The following is a 17,293-nucleotide window of genomic DNA, read 5'->3' as shown; positions in this document are numbered from 1 at the left end:
CTACAAGGGGCCGTAGCCCAATGGCAGAGGCACACGGTTTAGGTCCGTGCCAGTGTGAGTTCGACTCTCACCGGCCCCACGCCCTCAGGCGAGGTATGTCCGCGGAAAGCGCGGACCGGGTCGGGCGTCATGCTGGCTCCGGGGGCCGAGCCCCCGGAAACCCCACGGTTCGGCGGTTGCGCCTGTGTGGCGGATGCCGTGGCGGCACGGTTCGGTGGTTGCGCCTGCGTGGCGGATGCCGTGGCGGCACGGTTCGGTGGTTGCGCCTGCGTGGCGGATGCCGTGGCGGCACGGTTCGGTGGTTGCGCCTGCGTGGCGGATGCCGTGGCGGCACGGTTCGGTGGTTGCGCCTGTGTGGCGGATGCCGTGGCTGCACGGTTCGGTGGTTGCGCCTGTGTGGCGGATGCCGTGGCTGCACGGTTCGGTGGTTGCGCCTGCGTCGGCGGATGCCGGCGGTATTTCGGTTCTGTGCCTTCGGCTTCCGCTCGTACACTCGGGCGCATTATGACGAAGCTGAATCAGATCATCGCGGTCGAGAAGGGCGTGAAGTCCCGCTCGTTCCAGGACCTCACCGAGGCCCACCACGTCCTGCAGAAGCCGGCGCTGCTGGCCGGGATCTCCCGCACGTACCGCCCGAAGGACGAGGAAGGCGAGCAGCTCCCGCCGGAGTCGACCCGCGTGCAGGTGAAGGCCGAAGAGGTACTGCGGCAGACGGGCACCATCCTGACCCGCCTCTTCGACGTCACCGCGACCAAGGACTGGACCAACTGCGTCGCGCGTGCCGATGTCGTCGTCGACGGCAACACGCTGCTGCGCGAGGTGCCGGTGTCGTACCTGCTGTTCCTCGAGAAGCAGCTCGCGGACCTGCTCACGTTCGTGCGCAAGCTGCCGGTGCTCGACGCCGCGGAGACGTGGGTGTACGACGCGTCGGCCGACACCTACGCCACCGAGCCGACCCAGACCACGCGTACGAAGAAGATCCCGCGCAACCACGTGAAGGCCGAGGCGACGGAGAAGCACCCGGCGCAGGTCGAGGTCTACTACGAGGACGTGGTCATCGGCTACTGGAAGACCGTGAAGTTCTCCGGCGCCCTGCCGGCCAAGCGCGTCAACGAGCTCGTGGAGCGCGTCGAGCGGCTGCAGGCGGCGGTGAAGTTCGCTCGCGAGGAGGCCAACGCGGTCGAGGTGGTCGAGCAGGAGACCGGCGAAAAGGTGTTTCGCTACCTCTTCGGGTGAGCATAGGATCGGCGGTGCGCAAGGAGCGCAGACTGAACCTGAGGCTCAGTTTGACAGGTGCGCGCGGTGTCAATGTGGAGGTTCGATTCCTTCCGCCGCCATTCACGTGGCGGCGTAGCCCAATGGCAGAGGCGGCCGCGGGAGCCGAAACACAAACTCAACTTCTCGCTCCAGTCTGAGCATTCGCCGCCGAACGCCGGATCAAACGAACGGGACGCCAGTCGTCGAGGTTGCGGGTTCAACTCCCGCTCGGTCCTCTCCATGGGCCGATAGCTCAATCGAAGAGCGCGACGTCATAACTTGATCTACGTTCTTCAAACGTCGCCGGTGTGCGCAATTGGGCGGCACGCCGAAGCCCGGTGGATGGATACTCCGCCGGGCTTCACCATGTCCGGGGGGCCGCGACCGCCGATGGCCGTGAGGCCACATGTGCGGCGCCGGGCGGGGCCGGCCGCGGACGGACGTGAGATGGGCCGAGGGGCCGGGATGTGAATGGCCGTCGGGCTACACGCGGAACGTCGGCCGCGCCGAGGCGGCGGGGTTGGTTGCTGGGTGGGGGAGATGATGCGCCGGCCACACGACGGCAGCCGCCCGACGCGCCCATGGAATATGCGTCGGACAGCGGGATGCGCGTCGCCGCGCTGGTGGCCCCCGCCGCGTCAAAGTGGTGTGCGCCGGGGGTTGGGGATGCACGCCCGGCGGCGCTGGGCCAAAAGCGACGCCGGGCCAAAGCACGCCAGCCGAAAGCGGCGCCGCGGCCAGAAGCCCGCCGGCGGAAAGCGGCGCCGCGGCTAGAAGCCCGCCGGCGGAAAGCGGCGGCGCGACCAGAGGCAACCCGGCTGGAGTGCGGCGCCGCGGTCAGAGGCGGCGCCGGGCGGAAGGTGGCGGCTCAGTCCAGGCCGAGGTCCTTGCGCAGCTTCGCCACATGGCCGGTGGCGCGCACGTTGTACATCGCGCGCTCGATCTGCCCCTTCTCGTCGATCACGAAGGTGGACCGGATCACGCCGAGGACCGTGCGTCCGTAGTTCTGCTTCTCGCCGTAGGCGCCGTAGGCGCGCAGCACGGCGCGGTCCGGGTCCGAGACGAGCGGGAACGTGATCGCGTCGCGCTCGCGGAACTGGGCCAGCTTCGCCGGTGAGTCGGGGGAGATGCCGACGACCTCGTAGCCGGCCGCCTGCAGTGACGCGAGGCTGTCGCGGAAGTCGCACGCCTGCTTGGTGCAGCCCGGCGTCATCGCGGCCGGATAGGCGTAGAGGACGACCTTGCGGCCGCGAAGGTCGGCCAGCGACAGAGGCTCGTCCCGGTCCGTTTGCAGCGTGAACTCGGGGGCGGTGTCACCCGGCTCGAGGCGCGTCGTCGTCATGACCGAACTCTATCGCGTGACTGTTTCCCGCGATGGCCGCCATAGCGGTACGTCCATGAATAATTACGCACAGTAACCGGGAACTTTTCGTGGTGGACCCGCGACCACCCGAAGATGAGGGGCGAGAAATCATGACGTCATGACCCGACGCAGATGGTCCATACCCCTGGCGATGATCCTCGGCGCCCTGGCCATCCTCGTGCTGCCCGCCGCGCCCGCCAGCGCGCACGCAACGCTCGAGCAGACCGCGCCCGTCGCGGGCACGGTGCTCGACCAGTTGCCGGGCGAGGTGACACTGACGTTCAGCGAGCAGGTCCGGATGGTGGCCGACAAGATCCGGGTGACCGGGCCGGACGGCAACCGCGCCGATAGTGGCAAGCCGACCGTGCGCGACACGGAGCTCGTGATCCCGCTCAAGCCGGGCGGGCCGAAGGGCACGTACCTCGTCAGCTACCGGATCATCTCGGCCGACAGCCACCCGGTCAGCGGCGGCTACAGCTTCTCCTACGGCCAGCCCTCCGCCGTCCCGAACGCCGACGACGCCGGCTCCTCGGTCCAGACCAACACGGTCGTCAAGGACGCCATGTCGGTCGCGCGCTTTCTGGGCTTCGCCGGCCTGGTGCTGCTGATCGGCCCGGCGCTGGTGCTGTTCGCCCTCTGGCCGCGGCGGCTGTCCGCCCGCGATCCGGGGCGCCTGGCGCAGGCCGGCGCGGGGCTGCTCGCGGTCAGCACGCTCCTGGAGTTGTACCTCCAGATCCCCTACACCGCCGGCACGACCCTCTTCGACGTCTCCGGCGACGCCGCCCGTGAGGTGATGGGCACCCCGTTCGGCGCGGCGCACCTGGTGCGGCTCGGCGTGGTCATCGCCGCCGCCCTGCTGCTGCGGCCGCTGGTCGCCGGGCGGGCCAGCAAGATCGACCAGACGCTGCTGGTGATCCTCGGCATCGTCGGCCTCGGGACCTGGCCGATCTCCGGCCACCCGAGCGCCTCGCCGGTGCCGACCCTGACCGTCGTCGCCGACGTCGCCCACCTCGCGGCCATGTCCATCTGGCTGGGCGGCCTGGTCATGCTGTTCGGGTTCCTGCTGCGGCGGGCCAACGCCCGCGAGCTCACGGCGATCGTCCCGGTGTGGTCGGGGTGGGCCCTCTTCGCGATCACCGTTCTCGTGCTGGCCGGCACCGCGCAGGCGCTCGTGGAGATCGGCACCATCGACGCGCTGACCGGCACGACGTACGGCCAACTGGTCATCGCGAAGGTCCTGCTCCTCGCCGTCGTGGTGGCGGTCGCGGCGTACTCGCGCCGGATCACCAGCCGCCGCTTCACCCCGGTCCAGGTCCCGGCCGCGGTGGGCGCGGGCAGCGGCGGATACCTCGAACCGGACGACACCGCCGAAGATGGCGAGGCGCCGGAGGAGGAGGCCGATCGCGACGAGGACGAGGCGGTGGAAGAACCTCCGCCGGTCGCTTCGGACGGCGATCGCAAGCGGCTGCGCACCGCGGTCATGATCGAGGTCGCGATCGCGGTCGTCGTCCTCGCGCTCACCTCGGTGCTGGTCCAGACGAGCCCGGCCCGCGGGGGGCAGAGCGACACCCCGCCCGGACCGTTCGACACCACCGTCTCGAGCGACCTGCTCAAGCTGCAGATCGACATCTCGCCGGGCCAGGTCGGGCTCAACGCCATTCACCTGTACGCCCTCAAGCCCGACGGCGTCCAGCCGCAGACGGTGGTCGAGTGGAAGGTGACCGCCGCCCTGCCGTCGAAGGGCATCGAGCCGATCACCGTGCCGACCCTCGCGATCGGCGACGACCACGCGGTCGGGCAGGTCACGCTGAACCCGGCCGGCACGTGGGAGTTCAAGTTCACGGCCCGGGTGGACGACCTGAACCAATCCACGTTCACGGTGCAGGTGCCGGTGAAGTCCCCCTAAAACAACCACTCGGTGAACTCGCCATAAAAGAACCGGTTCCGCGGTTTTGGGGCAATACGGGCGTTTGCTGACCGAATTGCCGGTAATGTCGGCCCCGTAACGCCGGGGGAAGAGGGGCCGCTGCCATGGTCGTGCGTCTGGTTCGGGCGGGTGTCGGCGCGCTGCTGCTGCTCATCGCGGTGCCGCTGGCTCTCGCCGGTGGCGGACTCCTGTTGGCCATGGAGCATCGCGCCGCCGACGACACCTTCACGGCGCGACTCGAGCGGGTCCGTGCGGACGGCATCGCCGTGGTCGTGCCCGACGTCGACGCGCTGCTGCGGGCCGACGCGCCGTTCGCGCGGGGTGGGCAGACCACGCTCAGCCTGTCGGCCGTCGGCGCCGGCGGCCCGCTCTTCATCGGGCTCGGGGAGGAGCGGGACGTCCAGCGGTACCTCGAAGGCGCCGCCCAGTCCCGCCTGACCCGCGTGCGGCTCGCCCGCGGCCCGCTCCCGGTCGAGCTGACCACCGCGACGGCGCGGCGCGAGCACCCGATGGTCCTGCCGCCCGCCCCGCCGGTCCCGGGCGTCCCGGCCCCCGGCGTCCCAGCCCCGGGTGACCCGGCCCTGGGCGACCCGGCCCCGGGCGATCCGGCCGCCGTCCCGGCCCCGGCGGACGGCCAGGTGCCCGCCGACGCGCAGCCGGCCGACGGGCCGGGCGCGCCGGCGACGGCCAAGCCCGGCGAGCAGAAGTTCTGGCTGGCCCGCAGCGAGCGGCACGCCGGCGCCGCCGAGCTGACCTGGTCCCCGTCCGCGCTGCGCGGCCGGCACCTGTCGCTGGTCATCATGCGCGCCGACGCGGCGCCCGGCGTCGACGCCGCCCTGACCGCCCGCCTCGACCCGGCCTGGCTCGGCCCGACCACCGGTGGCCTGCTCATGCTCGGCTCGGCGCTGTTCTTCCTGGCGCTGGTCACGATCGCCTGGCCGCAGGGCCGCCGGCCGGCACCGCTCGCCGTCCCCGTCCTGCCGACCCAGCCGATGCCCGAGCTGCCCGCCGCCCCGGCTCCCGCGCCCGCCGCCGACGCGGAGCCCGCTGCGAAGCCAGAGCCCGTGGTCGAAGCGCGCGAGGAAAACGTCGCAGAAGAAGCCAACGCACCGGCGGAGCCCGAGCCGGCCGAAGCGCAGCAGGCCGACGAGCCCGCGACCGCCGAGGGCAAGCGGCCGAGCAGGGCGGTCCTGGCCACGCTCGCCGACGTGCTCGCCGCCGCCGACGCGGAGGCCGCCGAGCAGCGGGGCCAGGCGGAGCAGCGGCCGGCCGAGGTCCGCGATGTGGTTCTGCTCACCGAGAGCGAGCTGGACCGCCCCGCGCCCGAGGGCGTCGAGCTGGAGGGCAACGGCCCCATCCAGCTGCCCCCGCTGCCGGCCATGCCGGCCATCGAGCTGCAGTTCACCTGGGCGCCGCTCGCCCTCGACGAGCCCGCCGACTCGGGCCGCGCCGCGCGCTGAGGGGCGCCTGGATGCGGTCCGTTGATAACGACATCGCGCAGTTTGGGTGGTTGCCTGCACCGAGAGGTGAGCAGTCGACCAGATGAACACTAGGCTGTCCGGTGTGGGTGATCTTTTGGTCTGGATCGACTGTGAGATGACGGGTCTCGATCTGGGTAAGGACGCGCTGATCGAGGTGGCGGCGCTGGTGACCGACCCGGATCTCAACGTGCTCGGCGACGGCATCGACGTGGTGATCCATGCCGACGACGCCGCGCTGGACGGCATGCTCGAGGTCGTTCGCGACATGCACGGCAAATCGGGGCTCACCGAGGCGGTGCGGGCCTCCACGGTCCAGCTGGCCGAGGCCGAGGACATGATCATGACGTACATCACGGAGCACGTGCGCGACCCGCGCACCGCCCCGCTGTGCGGCAACTCGATCGCGACCGACCGCGGCTTCCTCGCGCGCGACATGCCCCGCCTCGACCACCACCTGCACTACCGGATGATCGACGTGTCGTCGATCAAGGAGCTGTGCCGGCGGTGGTACCCGCGCGTGTACTTCGGCCAGCCGCCCAAGGGCCTGGCCCACCGCGCCCTCGCCGACATCCGCGAGAGCATCCGCGAGCTCGAGTACTACCGGCGCACGCTCTTCGTGCCGCTGCCCGGGCCCGACGTGGACACCGCCAAGGCGATCGCCGCGGAGTTGAGCAAGGAAGGCGACACGAACGGGTCATAACCCTGTCGACGAATCCCGCCCCGCATGCCCTACTATTAGCGGGCGAGTTCATGGTGGCTGTAGCTCAGTTGGCAGAGCACCGGGTTGTGGTCCCGGGTGTCGTGGGTTCAAATCCCATCAGTCACCCCACATGAAATCGGCCCCCGTCCAGCGGACGGGGGCCGATTCGCTTTCCGGGCCGTTTACGACAGCGGCAGCAGCGCCAGCCGGGCGTGGTACTCGTTGCCGATCCGCTCCGTGTCCGAGCCCACCAGCAGGCCCTGCGGCGTCGCCAGCAGCGCCCGGGCGCCGACGCCCCGCGGGACGCGCTTCGGGTTCCAGGACGTCGCCTTGCCCGTCACCGGGTCGATCGCCGCGATACCGGGCCGCGCCACCGCGCCCGGGCCCGCGTTCTCGTGCCCCTGCGGGTTGTCCATCCAGCGCTGGTGCCCGCCGACGTAGACCGCCGCGCCCGTGTCCGCCACCGAGTACAGCGAGTCGCCGCCGGTCCAGTTGACCCACAGCGGCTTGTGCAGGCCCGAGCCGCGCAGGTCGAACCGGGCCGCGGTGTCGCACATGAGCTTGTCGCCCCACTTGCGGCCGGTCGCCACGATCGTCGCGTAGGTGCCGGTCGGGTCGAAGTCGATGCCGCGCAGGTACGTCTCGAAGCCGGCCCGGCACGGGCGGGCGTAGGCGTCGGTGTACCAGTCGGCGAGGCGCGCCGGGGCGCCGGGCGGGGTGTCGATCATGACCACCTGGGCCCGCCACTGGCCGGCCGCCTGCTCCACGGCGCCGACCGCCGCGAGACGGGTGCCGTTCGGGGTCAGGGCGAGGTCCTCGAGCTTGACCCGCGTCAGGTTCGGCGCGGCCAGTTTGAGGTCGAAGGCCGGGTCGACGGCGCCCGTCGTCGCGTCCAGGCGGGCCAGGCCGACCCGGCCGACCGAGCCGATGCGGCTGAACGATCCGGCGGCGTAGACATACTGGCCGTACGCGATGATGCTGCGGATGTCGCCCCAGTTGATCTGTGCCGTGAACGCCGGCACCCGCTGGCCGTCGGCAAGGCTCAGCTGGGCGATGCCGCGCTGGGCGCCGCCCGCGATCTTCTGGAACGCCCCGGCCGCGTAGACCGTGTTGTTCGGTCCGGTGGCCAGCGACAGCACGGGCGCGTCGGGCTGCGGCGCGAACGGCAGGATCTCGCCGGTCGCGGCGCGGTACGCGAAGAGGTTGTTGCGCTTATACCTGACCTGGCGCTTCGCGTCCGTGACCGTGCTGAAGTCGCCGCCGACGACGACCGCGTCGCCAACCACGGCGAACGCGCGCACCTCCCCGTCGAGCACGTTGGGCGTGTAGTCGACGGGGTCGATGGACACCGGGGCGGACTGGTTGAGCGCGGCGGACGCCGGGAGGGCGACCGCGACCGCGGCCAGTGCTGTTACTGCAGCGGCGATGAGGCGTCGGCGCATGCGGGCGGCTCCTTGGTGATTTTCGTGGTGCCAGACCGTCCCACCGGACACGGCAGGACATAGTCGACCAACGCGAAAAGGTCACAAAGGAAACGCTACGGGCGCTAAAGCACCTGAACGGCCGGAGAGTCCGATTCGTTCGGGTCGTCCGCATTGACCATGAAGTGAGCGGCCCGCTCCAGGTACTCCCACAGCACCGCCTCGTGCTCGGGTGCGAGCTGGATCGCGTCGACGGCCCGCCGCATCTGCCGCAGCCACGCGTCGCGCTCCGCCGAGGCGATCCGGAAGGGCGCGTGCCGCATGCGCAGGCGCGGGTGGCCGCGGGTCTCCGAGTAGGTGCCGGGGCCGCCCCAGTACTGGATCAGGAACAGCCGGAAGCGCTCGTTGGCCGGGCCGAGGTCCTCCTCCGGGTACAGCGGCCGCAGGATCGGATCCTCGGCCACGCCGGCGTAGAACTCGTCGACGAGCTTGCGGAACGTCGGCTCGCCGCCGACCAGCTCGTAGAAGTTGGGGGACGTCACGCCATCAACTATGCCGCGCCGCCTGTGAGGGGGGTGCGGGTGGGAGGCCGCCGAGCTCCGCGGTGCGCTCCGTCAGGTCGACCGTGCGCTCGGCCGGGTCGGGCATCGGCGGCTCCCGGCGCGCCGACGGGCCCGGCGAGGGGCGCCTGCGCGGGGGCAGCGGCGCGCGGCCCAGGTCGATGGTGACCTCGCCGAAGTCGTCGATGCCGCCGGGCGTCGCGGCCTCGTGGGCGTCGGCGGCGGCCCGGACCTTGTTGGCGGCGATCGCGTCCGCGACGGTGGCCTGCGCCGGCCACGAGGCGATGATCAGCACCATGATGCCCACGCCGGCGATGCCCATGAAGCCCACGACGTCGGGCAGCCGGTAGTGCAGGGCGAGCCAGCCGGTGAGCATGACCGTGGCGCCCTGGATGAGGTGCATGCCGCTCTGCATGACGCCGAACGCGCGGGCCCGGTAGGCCGGCGGCAGCACCTGCACGAACAGCCCGTTGCCGGCCGGCAGCGTGATGGCCAGCGAGGCGCCGCCGAGGACCGTCATGATGACGACGACCGCCAGGCCGGGGTCGAACAGTGCGGGCACGATCGCCAGCGGCGTGACGATCGCCAGCGGCCGGATGAGGGCCACGCGCCGCTGGGGCCGCAGCAGCCACGTCACCAGCGCGCTGCCGAGCACGTAGCCGCACGCGGCGGCGCTGAGGATGGCGCCGAAGGCGAACGAGTCGGCGCGCCCGGCCAGGTGAGCGGCCCAGGCCGCGGCCATGCCCTCGGGGATCACGCCGAAGGCGACGCCGCCGAAGACGACCAGCGCGATCGAGCGCATGACCGGCGAGCGGAACACGACCCGGTAGCCGTCGACCGCCTCGCGGACCAGGTTGGTGCGCTGCTCGGTCTTCAGGCCCGGCGGCCGCTCCTTGATCCGCAGCTGTACGAGCAGCGCCGAGAACGCGAACGTGACCGCGTTGAACAGCAGCGCGGCGGAGTCGTCGAGGCTGACCAGCAGCGCGCCCAGGGCGTAGCCGCCGACGAGTGCGATCTGGGCGGTGGTGCGCATGATCGTGATGCCGGTGACGTACTGCTCGCCGGAGATCAGCTGCGGCAGCAGCGCCGAGCGGGCGCTGTCGAACGGCGGGCTCAGCAGGGCGTTGCAGAACAGCAGCGCGATGAGCAGGCCGACCGGCCCGTGCGGGAAGGCGGCCAGCACGAACATGATGCCGGCGCGGATCAGGTCGCAGCCGATCATGGTGCGCCGGTAGGCGTGGCGCTCGGCCCACGCCGACAGCAGTGCGCCGAAGCCGAGCCAGGGCAGGTAGCTGATCGCGAAGGTCGCGGCCGTCAGCGCCGGCGACTTGGTCTGGCCGTACACCACGGCGACGATGGCGGCGCGCGCCACGTTGTCGCCCAGCGACGACTGCGCCTGCGCCCAGAACGCGGCCGCGAACTCGCGGTTGGCGAGCGTCTCGCGGATGGTGGCCGAGCGCTGCGCGGACTCGTCGGGATCGGACACCGGCAGAGCCCCCTTCCCTCGGTCACGACAGCGGCTCAAACGTTCGCGGGCGCGGCCGAACCGGTCATTCCGCCACTTAGAGGGGTCAACGGCGGCGGACCGGGATACTGTGCAGCGATGCACCTGAACGAACGGACGATAACCGACTGACCACCCGACGCGCGACCCTACCCTCTGGGTTGATCACGGGTGGCCGTGAGATCGGACAAATTCCGCCGTTCGGCGCAGTACTGGCGATATGGCTACAGGAAGCCGGGTGGCGCAACGCCGCCTGGCGGTCAGGTCGGGCCTGACGGAGCGTGGCCCGCGCCGGGGGCCGCCGGGTCGTGCCCGTCGGTGCTGCCCGGCCGGATGAACATGCGCGCCGCGGTGAGCTGGGCCGCGATGCCCGCCCGTTCGAGCCCCTCGGTGAGCCGCTTGCGCAGCTCGCGGCCGACCCGCCACTGCGCCTCGGTCGACGTCTTGACCGTCGTGCGCAGCACCGCGCCGTCCGCCGTCAGCTGCTCGACGCCGAGCACCTTCGGCGGGTCGATGAAGTCGTCGGCGAAGTGGGGGTCCGACGCGAAGTCCTCGGCGGCCTCGCGCAGCACCGCGGTGGCCTGCTCGACCGAGACGAACCCGACGGGCACGTCGATGTTGACCACGGCCCAGCCCTGGCTCTTGTTGCCGACCCGCACGATCTCGCCGTTGCGCACGTACCAGACCACGCCGGCGGCGTCGCGGATCGTGGTGATGCGCAGGCCCACCGCCTCGACCGTGCCGCTGGTCTCGCCGACGTCGACGACGTCGCCGACGCCGTACTGGTCCTCGAGCAGCATGAACAGGCCCGCGATGAAGTCCTTCACCAGGTTCTGGGCGCCGAAGCCGATCGCGAGGCCGGCGATGCCGGCGCTGGCCAGCAGGGGCCCGAGGTTGATGCCGATCTCGCCGAGCACCAGCATGGCGGCGATCGTGAACACCACCGCCGAGGCGATGCTGCGCAGCACCGAGCCGAGCGCCCGGGCCCGCTGGTTGCGCCGCTCGCTGGGCAGCGTCAGCGTGGGCAGCCGGTTGCGCAGCGGGCGCAGCAGCGTGCCGCCGCCCTCCCGCTCGGCGACCGTGTGCTTGATCAGCCGGTCGATGGAGCGGTGGATGATCGCCCGGATGACGAAGGCGATCAGGATGATCAGCGCGATCGTGACCGGCTTGACCAGCACCCAGTAGCTGCTCTCGGCGAGCCAGCGGCTGTTCGTCTTGTCGAAGACGAAGTCGCACAGGCCGTTGGTGGCGGCGCAGCTCGGGCGGGCGGGGCTCGGTGCCGTCGGCGAGGGCGTCTCCAGCGGCATCGCGAAGGGGCTGATCACGGAGCTCCTAGCGGCAAACCGGGGCGAATGGGGAAAATCCGCACAAACGTTCGGGGGTCGCGGGTGAAGGTTCACCCACCGGCCGCAAATAGTACGTGCAATCCGAGGATCTATCAGGGACGATTAGCCCACGGACCGCCGCCGGCGGGCCGCGACTCTACGTCACATGGCCATTTCCAGGGAGACTTCCTTCACGTAGCTAGGGGGACGGCGCGATGCCTGACATACGACCCGCACGAGTATCGGGTGCGCTGGTGCTTAATGCCACCTATGAGCCGCTGTGTGTCGTGTCTGTCAGACGTGCCACTATCCTGGTCCTGACGTCGAAGGCCGTGTGTGTCGCCGACGGTGACGGGATCCTCCACAGTGCGATGAACGAGCTGCCGGTCCCCTCCGTGGTCCGGCTCACCCGCTACGTCCGGGTGCCGTATCGCACGCACATAGGCCTCTCGCGGCGCGGAATATTCGCCCGTGACGGATGGCGTTGCGCCTACTGCCGCGGCCCGGCCGAGACCATCGACCACGTGATGCCACGTAGCCGGGGCGGGCGGCACGCCTGGGAGAACGTCGTAGCCGCCTGCGCCCGCTGCAACCACACCAAAGGTGACAAAACGCCAGCCGAACTCGGCTGGCGTTTGCATACCGCCCCCATTGCGCCCAAGGGCGTGGCATGGCGGGTCCTCGGGCACCGCACGCCGGACCCGCGCTGGGCCGACTGGCTCGACCTGCCGGCCGACGGCCTGGCCCAGGCGGCCTGACCCACTTCGCTCACGTGACCCGGCAGGGCTCGGCCGGGTCTGAGTGGTGCAGATCCCACAGTGTGAGGGCGCCCACCCCGTGCTGGGCAGTGGTGATCGCCACCAATGCCGGCGATCGCGCCGGAGCGGTACGTCACGCGGGCAGGCGAACGAGCGCCGCGGGCCGACCTCGTTGTCCGGTATGTTGGAATACGGCCGGAAATGTCGGCATACTGGGCCGAGAGGCCCATGTCGGTGGCGGTAGGCCCCCGGCAACCGGCTGGTCATGGTCGCCCGCTAACGTGAAGCCGGTCTTTTAGTCCCTTCGACGCCTGGGGGCGTTGAGCTTGTCCATTGTCGAGACGACGCTGATCTTCGCCGGTATCCCGGCAGCGGTCATCCTGCTCATCTCGGGCGCCGCCTACGCGGGAGGCTCCCGCCGGAGCAAGCGCTACCGTCCCGGACGGCCGTTTGAGTTTACGCCCGTCTGGTTCCTCTCCGCGCCCGAGCAGCTGGCCAAGGCGGCGCACGCCCGCGAGCTCACCGGTGCGCGGCGGGCGGAACTGACCGCAGGCGGCGAGGCCACCGCGACCGAGTGGTCCGGCGACAAGGCCCAGCCGCACGTCATCGGAGGCGCAAGTGACCGGTGGTAACCCGGCGGCCCTCGGGGGCCGGCCCGAAGTCCTCAACGGCCCGTTCACCACGCGCCAGCTGCTGCGCCTGGACGAGGCGCTGCGTCTGGCCGACTCCTCGACCGGCCTGACGTTCAGCATCTACGTCGGCGACCTGGAGGAGCCGGCCCGCGTCAGCGCGGAGAAGCTGCACGGCCAGCTGGCCGACCCGCCGCACTCCGTGCTCATCGCGCTGTCCCCGAACCAGCGCCTTTTGGAGATCGTGACGGGCGGCGAGGCCCGGCGCCGCCTCCCGGACCGCGCCGCGAAGCTGGCCGCGCTGTCGATGGCCGCGGCGTTCGGCGGCGGCGATCTGGCCGGCGGCCTCGTCTCCGGCCTGGCCCAGCTAGCCGACCACGCGGGCCGCCACTAGCCCCGTTCCACGGAGAAAATTCTTTGCAAGAGGCCAACCCAATCGGTGGGTTGGCCTCTTTCAATATCGATGAGCAACCAGGCGGGCATCGACGAGCGTCGCGAGTTCTTCGCCGCGCAGTACCCGCGGCTGGCGGGATGGGTGCGCCGGCAGGTCGATGACGACGACACGGCGCACGACATCGCCGCGGAAGCGTTCACCCGGCTGATGTCGCGGTGGTCGGCCTCGCACGACCCGCACGCGTACCTCTACAAGACGGCCGTCAACCTGCTGCGCGACCACTGGCGCCGCACACAGCGCGAGCGGCGGGCGCTCAGCCTCGCCGCCTCCGGCCAGCGACACGCCGCCGATCCGCGGGCCGATCGGGCGACCGATCTGCGGGCGATGCTGGAGCCGCTGCCGGAGCATCAACGCACCGCTGTCATGCTGCATTACCTCGCCGGCTTCTCGATCGGCGAGGTCGCCGCGATCGTCGGGCGGCCGGAGGGGACCGTCAAATCCGACCTGTACCAGGCCCGGACGCGCCTCCGGGCAGAGTTGGACTACAGCCATGACTGACCCGTTCGACGACTGGCTGCACAGCCAGCGGGTGGAGCCCCTGGCGCCGCGCCCGGGAGCCTACGAGCTGGTCGCCCGGTCCGCGCGGCGGCGGCGCACCGGCCGCTTCGCAATGACGTCCGCCGCCGTCGGGGTGGCCCTCGTCGCCGGGGGCGGGCTCGCCTTCCGGCTCGCCACTGCGCCCGTACCGGACCCCGCGCCGGCCGGCAGCTCGTCCGCGTCCCCGGCGACCCGGAGCTCCGAGCCCAGCGGCGCCGCCACCCAGGACCGGCCGCCGTCGGCCGGCGCCACCGGCACTGCCACCGGATCCGGCACCGCCACCAACGCGCGCTGCCGCACCGCCGACGTTCAGGTCACCCACGGGAGGCCGGGGCGGGGCGACGAGGCGGACGGTAACCAGCACGACTGGATCGTCTTCACCAACACCGGCGACCACGCGTGCACGCTGCTCGGGTACCCGGGCGTGTCGTGGATCGCCGGCCCGGACGCGGCGACGGTCAACAAGCCGGCCGTGCGGGACTTCTCCCGGCAGACCGCCGCGCGGATCACGCTGGCGCCGCAGCAGCAGGCGCACGCGGAGATCTTCTGGCCGCGGCCGGACGCCGTCGCGAACTGCAACCCGGTGCGCATCGACGGCTACCGCGTCTACGTGCCCGACGAGAAGGCATCGGTGTTCGTGGCCGCGCCGTTCGACGTGTGCTCGACCGAGGGCGTCGGCCTCGCCACCATCGAGCCGGTCGTCCTGCCCTGACGAAGAAGCACAAACCCTGACGAAGAAACACAAGAATCTGGCGAAGAAGCCCGGAAAAAGACGGCGCGCGCCCCCGAAGGGGCGCGCGCCGTTGGCAATCAGGCCGTGGCGTCCTTGGCCCGGGCCCTGAGGGCGCGCGCGATGCCGTCGCGGCCCTCGCCGACCAGCCGGCGCAGCGGCGCGGGCGTGTCCGGCGTGGCGAGCCAGGCCTGGGTGCGGGCCACCGTCTCCTCGCTCACCTGGTACGCCGGGTAGCCCATCTCCACGAACTCCGCCGCCGGCTCGCTGTCGCGGCTCTCCCACACCGGCAGCAGCGCGTCGAAGTAGGCGGCCACGTACGGCGCGGTGAGCTCCGTCTGCGCCGAGTGCTGGAAGCCCTGCAGCAGCGAGCGCTGCAGCCAGTTGGGCAGCGCGTGGTCCTGCGTGAGCCGGCGCCACGTCTCGGCCTTCGACTCGGCCGTCGGGACCAGCGCGCGGGCCAGCGCCGCCTGCCGCTCGCCGCTGGCCGTGCGGTCGCGGTCGAGCTCGGCCTCGATCTGGGCCGGGTCGGCGGCGCCGTTGGCGATCAGCGCGTGCAGGATGCCCCAGCGCAGGTCGGCCTGGATGGACAGGCCCGACGGGACGTCCTCGCCGCGCAGCCAGCCGGCCAGCACCGCCAGGTCGGCCTCGCTGCGGGCCGCGGCCGCGAACGAGCGGGCCCAGGCCAGCTGGAAGCCGCTGCCGGGCTCGGCCGAGCGCAGCGCCTCGCTGGCCGTGCCGGCCAGCTGCGCCCAGCCCTGCGGCGCCCACGCCGGGTCGGCGTAGAACACCAGCGCCGACTGGGCCTGGCGGATCGTCGCGGTGACGAGGTTGATGTCCTTCTCGGCCGGCAGGCCGCGGGCGACGAGCCGCACGTAGTCGCGGGCGGCGAGCTCGGCGTCGCGGACCATGTCCCAGGAGGCCGACCACACCAGGGCGCGGGCCAGCGAGTTGTCCAGGCCGTCGATGTGGTCGACGACGGTGGCCATGGAGCGCGGGTCGAGGCGCAGTTTGGCGTACGTCAGGTCGTCGTCGTTGAGCAGCAGCACATCGGCGGCGCGGCGGCCGGCCAGCGTGGCGATCTCGGTCCGCTCGCCGTCGACGTCGGCCTCGATCAGCTCACGGCGGACCAGGCCCCCGTCGACGAGGTCGTAGAGGCCGATCCCGATGCGGTGCGTGCGCAGCGTCGGATACGCCGCCGGCGCCTCCTGCTGGACCACGACCCGCTCGTAGGTGCCGTCGTCCGCGATCGTGACCTCGGGGCGCAGCGTGTTGACCTGCGCGGTCTCCAGCCACTGGGCGGCGAACTTGCGCAGCTCCTTGCCGCTGGCGCTCTCCAGGGCCGTGAGCAGGTCGTCGAAGGTCGCGTTGCCCCACTGGTGCTGCTGGAAGTAGGCGCGCAGGCCGCTGCGGAACGGGTCGATGCCGACGTAGGCGACCAGCTGCTTGATGACGCTCGCGCCCTTGGCGTAGGTGATGCCGTCGAAGTTGACCTCGACCGCCTCGACGTCGGGCATCTCCGTGTACACCGGGTGGGTCGAGGACAGCTGGTCCTGGCGGTAGCCCCAGTTCTTGCGCACCGACAGGAACGTCGTCCACGCGTCGGTGAAGCGGGTCGCGTGGGTGTTGCACCAGTGGCTGGCCCACTCGGCGAACGACTCGTTGAGCCACAGGTCGTCCCACCAGCGCATGGTGACCAGGTCGCCGAACCACATGTGTGCGAGCTCGTGCAGGATCGTGTTGGCCCGCTGCTCGTACTCGAAGTCGGTCACCGGCGAGCGGAAGATGTAGTGCTGCTCCGCGTGCACGACGCAGCCGAAGTTCTCCATGGCGCCCGCGTTGAACTCCGGCGAGTACACCTGGTCGTACTTCGGCAGCGGATAGCGGATCCCGAACTCCTCGTGGAAGAAGTCGAAGCCCTGCTTGGTGATCAGGAGGATGTCGTCGGCGTCGAGATACTGCTTCATCGACTGCCGGCAGAAGACGCCCAGGTCGATGCCGTCGTGCGTCTCGCGGACCTCGTGGTAGGGCCCGGCGCACACGGCGGTCACGTAGGTGCTCATCGGCGGCGTCTGCGCGAAGTGCCGGACCAGGCCCTCCTGCCGCTCCAGCGGCATGTTGGAGATGACCTGCCAGTGCTTCGGCGCCGTCACACGGAAGGTGAACCGGGCCTTGAGGTCGGGCTGGTCGAAGCACGCGAAGGCGCGCTGGGCGTCCGACGTCTCGAACTGGCTGTAGAGGTACACCTCCTTGTCGACGGGGTCGACGCTGCGGTGCAGGCCCTGTCCGGTCGTGGAGTACGTGAAGTCGGCGTCCACGACGAGGACGTTGTCGGCCTGCAGGCCGGGCAGCGCCAGCCCGCGGTCGTTGGACCAGCCGCTGACGTCGACGGGCTCGCCGTTGAGCGTCGCGCCGCGCACGGTCGCCGCGGCGACCTCGATGAAGGTGGCGGCGCCCGGCTCGCGGCAGGTGAAACGGACCTCGGTGGTCGACCGGAACGTGCCTTCCCCGGGATTTCCGGCGCCGTCGGTCAGGTCGAGGCTGATGTCGTACGCCGTCACGCCGAGCAGGCGGGCCCGCTCGACCGCTTCGACCTGGCGTAGGTTGCGTACACCGGCCACGTGTCGTCTCCTGTCGTTTCGCTGTG

Annotated in this window: 15 protein-coding genes and 2 tRNA genes; 11 read left to right on the top strand and 6 right to left on the bottom strand. The window is 71.3% G+C overall.

Going from position 1 to position 17,293, the window contains the following annotated elements:
• Nucleotides 1–6: 6 nt before the first annotated feature.
• Together ACQEVU_RS44910 and ACQEVU_RS44905 are read left to right on the top strand one after the other, a co-directional pair.
• A tRNA-Leu gene (locus tag ACQEVU_RS44910) sits at nt 7–79 on the top strand.
• Between the two features lie 425 nt (nt 80–504).
• On the top strand, nt 505–1,236 hold the full coding sequence (locus ACQEVU_RS44905) for a hypothetical protein (RefSeq protein WP_433335562.1): 732 nt from the start codon (nt 505–507) through the stop codon (nt 1,234–1,236).
• An 889-nt stretch (nt 1,237–2,125) separates the two neighbouring features.
• Here the strand turns inward: ACQEVU_RS44905 and bcp are convergent.
• Nucleotides 2,126–2,599 (bottom strand): thioredoxin-dependent thiol peroxidase, encoded by a 474-nt coding sequence (bcp, locus tag ACQEVU_RS44900; protein ID WP_433335560.1) that lies wholly within the window; start codon nt 2,597–2,599, stop codon nt 2,126–2,128.
• Between the two features lie 139 nt (nt 2,600–2,738).
• Between bcp and ACQEVU_RS44895 the strand changes: the two genes are divergently transcribed.
• From ACQEVU_RS44895 to ACQEVU_RS44880, 4 genes are all read left to right on the top strand, one after another.
• Nucleotides 2,739–4,526: a copper resistance CopC/CopD family protein gene (locus tag ACQEVU_RS44895; RefSeq protein ID WP_433335558.1), complete on the top strand. Its 1,788-nt coding sequence runs from the start codon at nt 2,739–2,741 to the stop codon at nt 4,524–4,526.
• A gap of 125 nt (nt 4,527–4,651) precedes the next feature.
• Nucleotides 4,652–6,007: a hypothetical protein gene (locus tag ACQEVU_RS44890; RefSeq protein WP_433335556.1), complete on the top strand. Its 1,356-nt coding sequence runs from the start codon at nt 4,652–4,654 to the stop codon at nt 6,005–6,007.
• An 82-nt stretch (nt 6,008–6,089) separates the two neighbouring features.
• On the top strand, nt 6,090–6,728 hold the full coding sequence (gene orn / locus ACQEVU_RS44885) for an oligoribonuclease (protein WP_433335554.1): 639 nt from the start codon (nt 6,090–6,092) through the stop codon (nt 6,726–6,728).
• 53 nt (nt 6,729–6,781) lie between these two features.
• Nucleotides 6,782–6,857, top strand: a tRNA-His gene (locus ACQEVU_RS44880).
• Nucleotides 6,858–6,910: 53 nt separating this feature from the next.
• Here the strand turns inward: ACQEVU_RS44880 and ACQEVU_RS44875 are convergent.
• The 4 genes from ACQEVU_RS44875 to ACQEVU_RS44860 all read right to left on the bottom strand — a co-directional run bounded on the left by ACQEVU_RS44875 (nt 6,911) and on the right by ACQEVU_RS44860 (nt 11,520).
• Nucleotides 6,911–8,170 (bottom strand): PKD domain containing protein, encoded by a 1,260-nt coding sequence (locus ACQEVU_RS44875; protein ID WP_433335552.1) that lies wholly within the window; start codon nt 8,168–8,170, stop codon nt 6,911–6,913.
• A 104-nt stretch (nt 8,171–8,274) separates the two neighbouring features.
• The gene (locus tag ACQEVU_RS44870) at nt 8,275–8,691 is read right to left on the bottom strand and encodes a globin (RefSeq protein ID WP_433335550.1); all 417 of its coding nucleotides are present in this window, start codon (nt 8,689–8,691) and stop codon (nt 8,275–8,277) included.
• A 4-nt stretch (nt 8,692–8,695) separates the two neighbouring features.
• Complete coding sequence (locus ACQEVU_RS44865) at nt 8,696–10,195, bottom strand: MFS transporter (RefSeq protein ID WP_433335548.1); 1,500 nt, start codon at nt 10,193–10,195, stop codon at nt 8,696–8,698.
• A gap of 278 nt (nt 10,196–10,473) precedes the next feature.
• On the bottom strand, nt 10,474–11,520 hold the full coding sequence (locus ACQEVU_RS44860) for a mechanosensitive ion channel family protein (RefSeq protein ID WP_433339684.1): 1,047 nt from the start codon (nt 11,518–11,520) through the stop codon (nt 10,474–10,476).
• 233 nt (nt 11,521–11,753) lie between these two features.
• On the opposite strand from ACQEVU_RS44860, the gene ACQEVU_RS44855 reads away from it, so the two are divergent.
• From ACQEVU_RS44855 to ACQEVU_RS44835, 5 genes are all read left to right on the top strand, one after another.
• Nucleotides 11,754–12,296 (top strand): HNH endonuclease, encoded by a 543-nt coding sequence (locus ACQEVU_RS44855; protein ID WP_433335546.1) that lies wholly within the window; start codon nt 11,754–11,756, stop codon nt 12,294–12,296.
• Between the two features lie 326 nt (nt 12,297–12,622).
• On the top strand, nt 12,623–12,928 hold the full coding sequence (gene ctaJ, locus ACQEVU_RS44850; RefSeq protein WP_433335544.1) for an aa3-type cytochrome oxidase subunit CtaJ: 306 nt from the start codon (nt 12,623–12,625) through the stop codon (nt 12,926–12,928).
• Nucleotides 12,915–13,319 (top strand): DUF5130 family protein, encoded by a 405-nt coding sequence (locus ACQEVU_RS44845; protein ID WP_433335542.1) that lies wholly within the window; start codon nt 12,915–12,917, stop codon nt 13,317–13,319. Before ctaJ ends, ACQEVU_RS44845 begins: the two co-directional genes overlap by 14 nt.
• 69 nt (nt 13,320–13,388) lie before the next feature.
• On the top strand, nt 13,389–13,877 hold the full coding sequence (locus ACQEVU_RS44840; RefSeq protein WP_433335540.1) for an RNA polymerase sigma factor: 489 nt from the start codon (nt 13,389–13,391) through the stop codon (nt 13,875–13,877).
• A complete protein-coding gene (locus tag ACQEVU_RS44835; RefSeq protein WP_433335538.1) occupies nt 13,870–14,628 on the top strand; it encodes a DUF4232 domain-containing protein in 759 nt (252 codons plus the stop codon). Before ACQEVU_RS44840 ends, ACQEVU_RS44835 begins: the two co-directional genes overlap by 8 nt.
• Before the next feature lie 98 nt (nt 14,629–14,726).
• Here ACQEVU_RS44835 and pepN read toward each other — a convergent pair whose 3' ends face one another.
• Nucleotides 14,727–17,267 (bottom strand): aminopeptidase N, encoded by a 2,541-nt coding sequence (pepN, locus tag ACQEVU_RS44830; protein WP_433335536.1) that lies wholly within the window; start codon nt 17,265–17,267, stop codon nt 14,727–14,729.
• Between the last annotated feature and the right edge of the window lie 26 nt (nt 17,268–17,293).

Origin of the sequence: Dactylosporangium sp. CA-139066 (assembly GCF_050936175.1) — a bacterium.
Taxonomy (GTDB): Bacteria; Actinomycetota; Actinomycetes; order Mycobacteriales; family Micromonosporaceae; genus Dactylosporangium.
Note: the sequence above shows the minus strand (reverse complement) of the source record. Positions and strands in the feature narration are given on the sequence as shown.

Coding starts and splice junctions, on each gene's coding strand:
- ACQEVU_RS44905 (WP_433335562.1), top strand. CDS start 505: ATGACGAAGCTGAATCAGATCATCGCGGTCGAGAAGGGCGTGAAGTCC.
- bcp (WP_433335560.1), bottom strand. CDS start 2,599: ATGACGACGACGCGCCTCGAGCCGGGTGACACCGCCCCCGAGTTCACG.
- ACQEVU_RS44895 (WP_433335558.1), top strand. CDS start 2,739: ATGACCCGACGCAGATGGTCCATACCCCTGGCGATGATCCTCGGCGCC.
- ACQEVU_RS44890 (WP_433335556.1), top strand. CDS start 4,652: ATGGTCGTGCGTCTGGTTCGGGCGGGTGTCGGCGCGCTGCTGCTGCTC.
- orn (WP_433335554.1), top strand. CDS start 6,090: ATGAACACTAGGCTGTCCGGTGTGGGTGATCTTTTGGTCTGGATCGAC.
- ACQEVU_RS44875 (WP_433335552.1), bottom strand. CDS start 8,170: ATGCGCCGACGCCTCATCGCCGCTGCAGTAACAGCACTGGCCGCGGTC.
- ACQEVU_RS44860 (WP_433339684.1), bottom strand. CDS start 11,520: ATGCCGCTGGAGACGCCCTCGCCGACGGCACCGAGCCCCGCCCGCCCG.
- ACQEVU_RS44855 (WP_433335546.1), top strand. CDS start 11,754: ATGCCTGACATACGACCCGCACGAGTATCGGGTGCGCTGGTGCTTAAT.
- ACQEVU_RS44840 (WP_433335540.1), top strand. CDS start 13,389: ATGAGCAACCAGGCGGGCATCGACGAGCGTCGCGAGTTCTTCGCCGCG.
- ACQEVU_RS44835 (WP_433335538.1), top strand. CDS start 13,870: ATGACTGACCCGTTCGACGACTGGCTGCACAGCCAGCGGGTGGAGCCC.